This window comes from Nocardioides fonticola, from assembly GCF_039536805.1.
Classification (GTDB): Bacteria; Actinomycetota; Actinomycetes; order Propionibacteriales; family Nocardioidaceae; genus Nocardioides; species Nocardioides fonticola.
This window is the reverse complement of the sequence record NZ_BAAAZH010000020.1, coordinates 176,293-185,455: the sequence shown is the minus strand read 5'-3', so window position 1 is coordinate 185,455 and position 9,163 is coordinate 176,293. Positions and strand designations below refer to the sequence as shown.

The 9,163-nt window shown below is 72.7% G+C and carries 8 protein-coding genes; 4 read left to right on the top strand and 4 right to left on the bottom strand.

Annotated features, from left to right (window positions below):
* The first annotated feature begins 231 nt into the window (after positions 1 to 231).
* Entirely contained in the window at positions 232 to 516 is a 285-nt protein-coding gene (locus ABD671_RS14350; protein WP_344734103.1) for a DUF2218 domain-containing protein, read from the top strand.
* On the opposite strand, the gene ABD671_RS14345 is transcribed toward ABD671_RS14350, so the two are convergent.
* Positions 500 to 2,839: a DUF6351 family protein gene (locus tag ABD671_RS14345; RefSeq protein WP_344734102.1), complete on the bottom strand. Its 2,340-nt coding sequence runs from the start codon at positions 2,837 to 2,839 to the stop codon at positions 500 to 502. The two genes, ABD671_RS14350 and ABD671_RS14345, sit on opposite strands and share 17 nt — an antisense overlap.
* A 101-nt stretch (positions 2,840 to 2,940) precedes the next feature.
* Between ABD671_RS14345 and ABD671_RS14340 the strand changes: the two genes are divergently transcribed.
* The 3 genes from ABD671_RS14340 (at position 2,941) to ABD671_RS14330 (ending at position 6,123) form a co-directional block, all read left to right on the top strand.
* Entirely contained in the window at positions 2,941 to 3,291 is a 351-nt protein-coding gene (locus tag ABD671_RS14340; RefSeq protein WP_344734101.1) for a hypothetical protein, read from the top strand.
* A gap of 125 nt (positions 3,292 to 3,416) precedes the next feature.
* Positions 3,417 to 4,640 (top strand): SGNH/GDSL hydrolase family protein, encoded by a 1,224-nt coding sequence (locus ABD671_RS14335; RefSeq protein ID WP_344734100.1) that lies wholly within the window; start codon positions 3,417 to 3,419, stop codon positions 4,638 to 4,640.
* 52 nt (positions 4,641 to 4,692) lie between these two features.
* Positions 4,693 to 6,123 carry a hypothetical protein gene (locus ABD671_RS14330; RefSeq protein WP_344734099.1) on the top strand — a complete coding sequence of 477 codons (1,431 nt, stop codon included), beginning with the start codon at positions 4,693 to 4,695 and terminating at the stop codon, positions 6,121 to 6,123.
* Between the two features lie 4 nt (positions 6,124 to 6,127).
* Here ABD671_RS14330 and ABD671_RS14325 read toward each other — a convergent pair whose 3' ends face one another.
* The 3 genes from ABD671_RS14325 to purF all read right to left on the bottom strand — a co-directional run bounded on the left by ABD671_RS14325 (position 6,128) and on the right by purF (position 9,074).
* The gene (locus ABD671_RS14325; protein WP_344734098.1) at positions 6,128 to 6,304 is read right to left on the bottom strand and encodes a DUF3073 domain-containing protein; all 177 of its coding nucleotides are present in this window, start codon (positions 6,302 to 6,304) and stop codon (positions 6,128 to 6,130) included.
* Between the two features lie 155 nt (positions 6,305 to 6,459).
* A complete protein-coding gene (gene purM / locus ABD671_RS14320) occupies positions 6,460 to 7,521 on the bottom strand; it encodes a phosphoribosylformylglycinamidine cyclo-ligase (RefSeq protein ID WP_344734097.1) in 1,062 nt (353 codons plus the stop codon).
* 8 nt (positions 7,522 to 7,529) lie between these two features.
* Complete coding sequence (gene purF, locus ABD671_RS14315; protein WP_344734096.1) at positions 7,530 to 9,074, bottom strand: amidophosphoribosyltransferase; 1,545 nt, start codon at positions 9,072 to 9,074, stop codon at positions 7,530 to 7,532.
* Positions 9,075 to 9,163: the final 89 nt, after the last annotated feature.

Below are 9,163 nucleotides of genomic sequence, written 5' to 3'. Positions count from 1 at the left end.
ACACCAGACCCGACATGCAACACACCCCTCACTCGGCCGGTGTTGCACTCACCCCCAGGAACCGCGCGGGGAAACCTGATGTTGATGGGCGAAGCTTCGCCCCACAACATCAGGTTTCGCCCCCCACGTGCTCGGCGCCGCGGGCGTATCCCTGCGAAAGCGCCCCGACTATCGGACGGCGACCGCACCCCCACGTCCCGACCCACAGGTTCGTGCGCCAGGGTGGTCCCCATGCCCCTCAACGCCCACGCCGACGTCGCCACCGCCACCCCCGAGCGCTACGCCAAGCAGCTCGCCTCCCACCTCGGACGCAAGGCCGAGATCCGTGAGGAGGACGCCGGGGTGCGCATCGTGCTGACCGTCGGCGACTGCCTGCTCACCAGCACCGACGGCGTCCTGCACCTCACCGCGACCGCCGAGGACGATGCCGGCCTCGACGTCGTCACCGATGTCGTGGGCCGCCACCTCGAGCGGTTCGGTCAGCGCAACGAACTCGTCGTCACCTGGAGCCGCTGAACCCCTCGCGGAACGCCGGGCCCACCAGGCCCGCGCCACCGACGGCGGCGGGCAGCGGCCGGCCGCCGTAGACCACACCACCACCGGGGGCGTCGTAGCGCAGCCAGGTGACCGTGGGGCCCTGCCCCAGCCCCGGCTTCGACCAGTCGCACACGCCGTCGGGGAAGACCTGCAGGAGCCGGGCGAACTCGGCGTCGCCGAGCAGGAACGACAGGGGGCCCACCGCCACGTCAGAGCGCTTCAGCGGTCGCAGCGCGCACTGCATGACGTCGTTGGCGACCGGCCCGCCGGCCTCCTGGCGCGGGGTGCTGAGGTCGGTCTGGAGCACCCGCAGCTCCTCGATGGAGCACACCGGGTTCAGGTCGGCGACCAGGCAGCGGTCGGTGACGTCGGCGGGCCGGTCGCGCACGATGCGGGCCGCGAGCGACCCGGGCCGGGTGTCGGCCTCGACCGCGCTCAGCCAGGCGTCCATCCGATCGAACGCCTCGTTCGCCCACGACGGGAGCCCGATGAGCGGGGCCGGCCCGAACCACATCACGCGGTTGTCGGTGTGGCCCTGGGCGGCGAGCATCCGCTCCTCGGTCCAGAAGGCGTGGCTGTAGTCGTGGGCCAGGCCCGGGTCGGGGCCGCCGAAGTTGATGATCGCGACGTCGCGCAGGTGCGTCATCTCGTTGACCAGGCCGGTGCGGTAGGCCCGCCGGATCGCGGACGGCGTGGCCGTCGTCCGGTCGGCGATCGGGTTCTCGTCGAGGTCGAGCCCGCCGATCTTCTCGTTGAGGTCGACGAACTGGGCGGGCGTGATCAGACCCGAGGAGAGCGCGGAGAGGCCGTAGAGGATGCCGCGGTTGCCGAACGGCATGCCGCCGAACCCGCGACCGACGGCCTTCTCCGCCTTGCCCCACTCGCTGCGCGGACGGCGTCCGAGCTGGTTGACGACGAGGTCGAGCACCGAGCACCGCACGCCGCCGGGGTTGAGGAGCGCGTCGTAGCGGGTGCGCTCGTCGCCCTTCACCGGGTCGAGGGTGCCGGGGCAGGCATGGGTCGGGTTGAGGGCGGCCTTGAAGAGACCCTCGTCGGCGACGACGGCGTTGACGTGGCTCAGGTGGCCCTCGACGGCGGCCATCTGGGTCGGCGACCAGACGACGCCGGTGCCCCACCGCGACGGGTCCTCGAAGTAGAGGCGCAGCAGGTGGTAGTCGGCGAACTGGGCGCCCGGGCTGAACGCGTCGGGGTAGGAGCAGGTGGTGACCAGGCCCTGGTAGATGCCGGGGTAGGCGTTGGCCACGGTGTGCTGGGCGATCGAGCCACCCGAGCAGCCGGTGCCGATGGTGTAGCGGATCGTGCCGTAGTGCTCGACCAGCCGCTCCTTGGCCATCAACACCGACTCGGCGTTGAGCGTGACGCTGCAGGCGTGGCCGGTGTTGTCCAACGCGGTCGAGAGCACCGCGAAGCCACGACCCAGCGCGGTGACGTAGGTCGGGTCGCTGCCGGTCGGGACGCCGTCGAAGGTGCCGGAGAAGTCCTCGAGCGGTGCGTCGCCCGCGGTGTAGGAGACCCCGCAGCCGCCGCCGTGCGGCACGAGCACCTTGTGGTTCCACTGCGGCTGCGGCTGCGCCGCCGTCCACGCCTTCCCCGGGCGGAAGAGGGTGAGGATCGTGTAGCGGTCGCGGTCGAGGTAGCCCTGCTCGCGGCGCACGACGAAGGGCACCTCGACGCCGGCGTCGGTCGTCGTCGTGGCGATGTCGGACGGCGGGTCCGCGGGGTCGTAGGGCTGGAGCCCGGTGCTGGTCGGGTCGGTGGAGCGGTAGAGGAAGTCGTAGCGCGCCGGCGCCTCGCACCGCGGCGTCCGCGTGCCCTCGGGGCAGCGGTAGTGGCGGGTCTGCGGGCCGGAGAGCACCGGTCCGCCCGCCGGATGGTTCACCACGACCACGCGGTCGCTGCGGCCGGCCGCGGTCGCCGTGATCGTCGTGCGCCCGAGCGGCAGGCCGTCGACGAGCCCGAGGTGGCGCCCGGACCCGACCGACCGGAACACCCGCGTGACGTCGCGCCCGCCGGCCCGCACGGTGAAGCGCGGCGAGGCCGAGCGCACCTCGATCAGCGCATCGCCCCCGGAGACCAGGTCGGCCCGGGTCGAGACCACCGCGACGTGGAGGCCGCGCACCGCCGAGGTGGCGGTGGCCGCGACCGGCGAGGCGACGGCGCCCGGTGCCGCCTCGGCACCCGCCGACGGGAGGACGCCGCCGGGATCGAGGCCGGCCACGAGGCCCGGCAGCAGGCCGAGGCCCAGCACGGTGGACACGAGGACGCGGGTGGGGGCACGCACGTCGTGGCAACGATCCAGTGTGACTGCGGTTACACCGATCGCGCGGGGGTTCGGGACCATGGCCACTGCTCCGGCGCCCGGCGACGGGGGAGGATCGGGACGTGACCCCCGCCGATACCAACGCGCCCGCACCGCGCCGCCGTCACCTCATCGACCCGAACAACCCGCCGCCGCGGCCCACCTCGCGCTCGACGACGCGGGTGCAGCAGTGGGTGATGTCGGCCCTCGTGGTGACCACGATCCTGCACCTCTCGGTCGGTCTGGTGATCGGCACGCTCTTCATCGACGACAGCCAGCGCACCGCCCAGATCGGGCTCAACATCATCGCCTCGGCCTTCGGCGTCATCGCGATCGCGGCCGGCTTCATGATCCACAAGCGCTCCCCGCTGACGCCGTGGCTGCTGCTCGGGGTGCTGCCCGGCGTGGTCGGCATCGTCCTCGTGCTGCGCTGACGGGGCTGCCACGGGACGGCGGGCCGCGGACCGGACGGGTGGAGTTCACCCGTCGCACCTTCCGCTGTGAGCTGGGTCACCACTAGGTTCCCGAGGGTCTCGGAACCCAGCACGAAAGGCAGCTCATGCGCCGCTCACCCCGTCTCCTCGCCGCCTCGGCCACCGCCCTCGCCCTCCTCGCCGGCGGCCTCGGCGCCCTCACCCTGACCGCCGCGCCCGCGGGCGCGGACGGCCCCGGTGTCGGGACGCCGTACGTCGTCACCGTCGGCGACTCCTACATCTCCGGGGAGGCCGGTCGATGGGCCGGCAACTCCAACAGCTCCTCGGCCTACGCCGACGCCCTGGGCGCGGCGGCCTACAACGACACCGCCTCGGGCGAGGCGATCCCCCGCTGCCACCGCAGCAAGGCGGCCGAGGCGTTCATCGGCTCGGGCACGCTGGGCGCCAACCTGGCCTGCTCGGGCGCGAAGACCTCGACGTTCACCGACTCCGACGGCAACTTCAAGCCGGGCCTGGACTTCGCCGACGACGGCGCCGGCCACATCGGCCAGGCCAAGGCGCTCCAGCAGTTCGCCACCACCCACAACGTGAAGCTCGTGGTGGTCTCCATCGGCGGCAACGACTTCAACTTCGGCTCGATCGTGCAGAGCTGCGTCGTCGACTTCCTCTACTCCCCCAGCTGGGCCAAGGACTACTGCAACGACGACAGCTCGGTGACGGCCAACTTCACCAGCGCCAACATCGCCGCGGTCAAGGCCCGCATCGCCACCGGCCTGCAGAACCTGCGCACCGCGATGCGCAACGCCGGGTACGCCGACACCGCCTGGACCCTGCTGGTGCAGAACTACCCCTCGCCGATCCCCAACGCCTCCGGCTTCCGCTACTCCCAGAGCGGCTACACCCGCCAGAGCACCGGCGGCTGCGGCTTCTGGGACGCCGACGCGAACTGGGCCAACGCCACCGCCCTGCCCACGATCAACAGCACCGTCAGCGGCGCGATCACGGCCTCGGGCCTCACGAACGTGCGCACCCTCAACCTGGCCTCGGCCTTCAACGGCCGGCGCCTGTGCGAGAACACGGTGGGCCTCTATGAGGAGAAGGGCCTGACGAGCTGGACCCAGGCGGGCGCGGTCGACAAGACCGAATGGATCAACCAGATCCGCACCGTCACCACCGCCGGCTCCAGCCCGTACTACATCCAGGAGTCGCTGCACCCGAACTACTGGGCGCAGCTGGCGCTGCGCAGCTGCGTGCGCCAGGCCTGGAACGCCGGCGCCCCGCGAAGCGGCACCTGCACCATCAGCGGCACCGGTCTGACCAACGGCGAACCGCGCATGGCGCTCAACTGAGCGCTCCTCCTGGCGCGCTGGCGGCCCGCCCCGGTCTAGCTACGATCGGGGCGTGGCCGCCACCCCGCGTTTCCCGGAGTTCGTCGAGGCGGTCCGACGTCGTCCGGTGCGCCTGGTCAGCCCCACCTCGACCGCCGTCGAGCTGACCGATCCGGGCCCGGCCTCGGCGCACGCGCTGCCCCAGCCGGCCCCCTACGCCGCCGTCGAGGCGACCCTCGGGCCGCCCGGCGTCGACCGGGCCGACGTCGTGCTGCGCCTGCGCTCGGCCGACGTGGTGATCGAGGCGGTCCACGACGGCGCGACGGCCTGGCTGCGCCTGACCCACGGCGACCTCGTCACCGAGCACCGCAGCCGACGCAGCGCGCGTTCGCCGCAGGCCACCCGCATCGCGCTCACCCTCACCGGCACCCACGCCACCGTGCTGACCGCCGACGGTGCCGGCGAGAAGGGCGAGGACGGCGAGGACTGGACGGCGCGGGCCCGGGTCGACCTGGCCCGCGACCCGGTCGTCGCCGACACCCGCGACGAGGCGTGGCTGGCGGGTCTCGTCGTCGAGCACGACGGTCCGGTGACCTCTCTGCGCGCCGGCGGCTTCGGCCAACTGGGGCTGCGCGACCTGCGTCTGGTCACCCACGAGGACGGCACGCCGGTGCGCCCGGAGGACGGCTCAGAGGACGGCCCGGAGGAGGGCGGGGTGCTGCTGAGCGCCACCAGCGCCGGCCCCGGGTTCTTCGACACCGCGCACACCTCGCTGTGGCACCTGGCCACCGACACCCTCGAGCTCACCCACCGCGCCGACCTGTTCTTCCGGCGTCCCGACCGGCGAGGTGCCTTCGGCGACCACGCGACCCACGTCGTCCTCGACCGGCCGGCCCGCCGCTGGCTGGTCGCCACCAGCACCTGGGGCGACTTCGACGAGGCCCGCCCCGGCGCGCGCGTCGACGCGGTGCTGGCCGACGTGCCCGCCTGGACGCCGCTGACGCGAGGGCGCCACCTCCTGACCACCCGACCGCTCGCCATCCCCGCCCCCGCCGGGTCGGTGGGCGTCTGGGACCCGCACCTGGTGCGCCAGGGCGAGGGGTGGCTGGTCGGCTTCGTGAGCGCCCGCCGGTGGTTCGTGTTCGGTCCGGGGGTCGCCGAAGGGCCCGACCTCGATCGGCTGCGACTGCGCGCCGCCGACACCGGGCGCCGCGCCACGGAGGGCACGACGCTGCACCAGGACGCCGCAGGGCACCGGTGGGTGCTCGTCAGCGACGGACCCGACTCACGGCGCGGGCGCCGTCGCTACGCCGTCCTCGATCTCGACCTCGTCGAGCGCGGCACCCTGACGGCGCCGTACCCGACGAACATCCCGTGGCCCACGCTCGTCCCGGGGGACGACGGCGAGCCCGAACTCCTCGTGACCTTCGACGGCACCCGCCGGGGCGGACGCGTCGTCGGCTACGGATCACACGGTGACGTGGTGATCGCGCGGAGGAGGTAGGAGGTCAGTCGCGCGAGCGGTTCGCGTAGTCCGACCACTCGTCCTGATCGTCGTGGTCGTCACTGCTGCCAGATTCGCCATGCAGCTCCTGCGCCAGCGCGCTGAAGTCCGTCTCGTGGGTACGGTACTTCAGGTCGCGGGCGACCTTCGTCTGCTTGGCCTTTGCACGGCCGCGCCCCATAGGGTCAGCCCCCTCGCACGCTCGGCCGGGGCACCAGGGCTCCCGGGCTCAACTTGAGTCTCTCGTGTGCGCAACGGTACCCGGTCACCCGGTGTTCCCGCACACTCACGTCCGAGAAATCCGTCACGGGGACGGCGCCGCCGCAGCGGCCCGGCTCACCAGCCCGGGTGCTGACCGGCCAGCTCGACCCGACCCTCGCCGCCGGCGACCACCTCGCCCGCCGCCCAGGCCCGGATGCCGTGCCCGCCGAGCAGCGCGATCGCGGCGTCGACGTCGGCCTCGGGCAGCAGCGCGACCATGCCGACACCGCAGTTGAGGGTGGCCTCGAGGTCGGGCTGGGAGACCTCGCCGACGCGGCGCACGAGGTCGAAGATCGGCTGCGGGGTCCAGGTGGCGCGGTCGAGGCGGGCCGAGAGCTCGACGGGCATCACCCGCGCCAGGTTGGCCGCCAGGCCGCCGCCGGTGATGTGGGCCATCGCGTGGACGCCGGTGGTGCGGGCCAGGTCGAGGCACGCCTTGGCGTAGATGCGGGTCGGCACCAGCAGCTCCTCGCCGAGGGTGCGGCCCAGCTCCTCGACCTGCCGGTCGAGCGCCCACTGCGCCTCGGTGAGGAAGACGTGGCGCACCAGGGAGTAGCCGTTGGAGTGCAGACCGCTGGCCTCCATGGCCAGGACGACGTCGCCCGGACGCACCCGGCCGGGGCCCAGCAGGTGGTCGGCCTCGACGACGCCGGTGGTGGCGCCCGCGACGTCGTACTCGTCGGGGGCGAGCAGGCCAGGGTGCTCGGCGGTCTCGCCGCCGATGAGCGCGCAGCCGGCCTGGACGCACGCCTCCGCGATGCCCTTGACGATCGCGGCGATCCGCTCGGGGACGACGCGGCCGGTGGCGATGTAGTCGGTCATGAACAGCGGCTCGGCGCCGCACACGACGAGGTCGTCGACGACCATGCCGACGAGGTCGAAACCGATGGTGTCGTGCACGTCCATCGCCTGGGCGATGGCGACCTTGGTGCCGACGCCGTCGGTCGAGGTGGCCAGCAGCGGGCGCTGGTAGCGGGTGAGCACCGAGGCGTCGAAGAGGCCGGCGAAGCCGCCGAGGCCGCCGATCATCTCGGGCCGGCGGGCCTTCTCGACCCAGCCCTTCATCAGCTCGATCGCCTTGTCGGCGGCGTCGATGTCGACGCCGGCCCGGGCGTAGGCGTTCTGGGAGTCGGTCACGGCCCCTCCTAGGGGTTGTTCAGGACGGGCAGCGCCTTGCCGGCGGTGGGGGACTTCAGCGACACCTCGAGGAGGTGCTTGCCGAGCAGCGACTCGTCGGGGAGGGCCACCGGGTACTCGCCGGTGAAGCAGGCCTGGCACAGGCGGTCGGCGGTCTGGCCGGTGGCCTCGATCATGCCCTCCAGCGAGATGTAGCCGAGGCTGTCGGCACCGACGCTCGCGGCGATCTCGTCGACGTCGAGGCCGTTGGCGATGAGCTCGGCGCGGGTGGCGAAGTCGATGCCGTAGAAGCAGGGCCACTTCACCGGCGGCGAGGAGATGCGCACGTGCACCTCGAGCGCGCCGGCCTCGCGCAGCATGCGCACCTGGGCGCGCTGGGTGTTGCCGCGCACGATGGAGTCGTCGACGACGACGACGCGCTTGCCGCGCACCATGTGCTCGAGCGCGTTGAGCTTGAGCCGGATGCCGAGCTGGCGCAGGGTCTGGCTGGGCTGGATGAAGGTGCGGCCGACGTAGGCGTTCTTCACGAAGCCCTGGCCGAAGGGGATGCCGGACTGCTCGGCGTAGCCGGCGGCGGCCGGGGTACCGGACTCGGGCACCGGCATGACGAGGTCGGCGTCGACGGGGTACTGGCGGGCCAGCTCGCGGCCCATCTCGACGCGGGCCTGGTGCACGCTGCGGCCGCTGATCGTGGCGTCGGGCCGGGCCAGGTAGACGTACTCGAAGACGCAGCCCTTGGGCGCGGGCTCGGCGAAGCGGTGGGAGCGCAGGCCGTTCTCGTCGATGACGATCATCTCGCCCGGCTCGACCTCGCGGACGACGCTGGCGCCGACGGTGGCCAGGGCGGCGTCCTCGGAGGCCACCACCCAGCCGGAGTCGAGGCGGCCGAGCACGAGCGGGCGGATGCCCTGCGGGTCGCGGGCGGCGTAGAGCGTGCCCTCGTTCATCCACACGAAGCAGAACGCCCCGCGCAGGATCGGCAGCACCTCGAGGGCCCGCTCCTCCAGCGTGGTGTCGGGGTGGTGGGCCAGCAGCGCCGTGACCAGACCGGTGTCGTTGGTGGAGTTCTCCTGCGGCCGCGTGTGCAGGTCGAGCTCGTCGTCGGGGCCGGGCAGGGCGTCGACGAGTTCGCGCAGCTCGTGGGTGTTGATCAGGTTGCCGTTGTGGCCCAGGGCGATCGAGCCGTCGACGGTCGGCCGGAAGGTCGGCTGGGCGTTCTGCCAGGTGCTCGCACCCGTGGTGGAGTAGCGCGAGTGGCCGATCGCGAGGTGGCCCTGGAGGGAGTCGAGGGTGGTCTCGTCGAAGACCTGGGAGACGAGGCCCATGTCCTTGTAGACCAGGATCTGGCGGCCGTTGCTCACGGCGATGCCGGCAGACTCCTGGCCCCGGTGCTGCAGGGCGTAGAGACCGAAGTAGGTCAGTTTGGCGACGTCCTCGCCAGGAGCCCAGACGCCGAAGACGCCGCAGGCGTCCTGGGGTCCCTGGTCCTGGGGGTCCAGAGCGGCGGTCAGACGACCGTCGCCGCCCTTGCGTCTGCGTTCAGCGGCGGGCACGGCGTCATCCTACGGGCCGGGGTCGCCGACCTCCCAATATCGCCCGCACCCGGACGTGACCTGCCCTACGTTGGGGAACCTCGCCCGTT

Bases quoted from the DNA above. Each gene is read 5' to 3' on its own strand.
- ABD671_RS14350 (WP_344734103.1), top strand. From the start codon at position 232: ATGCCCCTCAACGCCCACGCCGACGTCGCCACCGCCACCCCCGAGCGC.
- ABD671_RS14335 (WP_344734100.1), top strand. From the start codon at position 3,417: ATGCGCCGCTCACCCCGTCTCCTCGCCGCCTCGGCCACCGCCCTCGCC.
- ABD671_RS14325 (WP_344734098.1), bottom strand. From the start codon at position 6,304: ATGGGGCGCGGCCGTGCAAAGGCCAAGCAGACGAAGGTCGCCCGCGAC.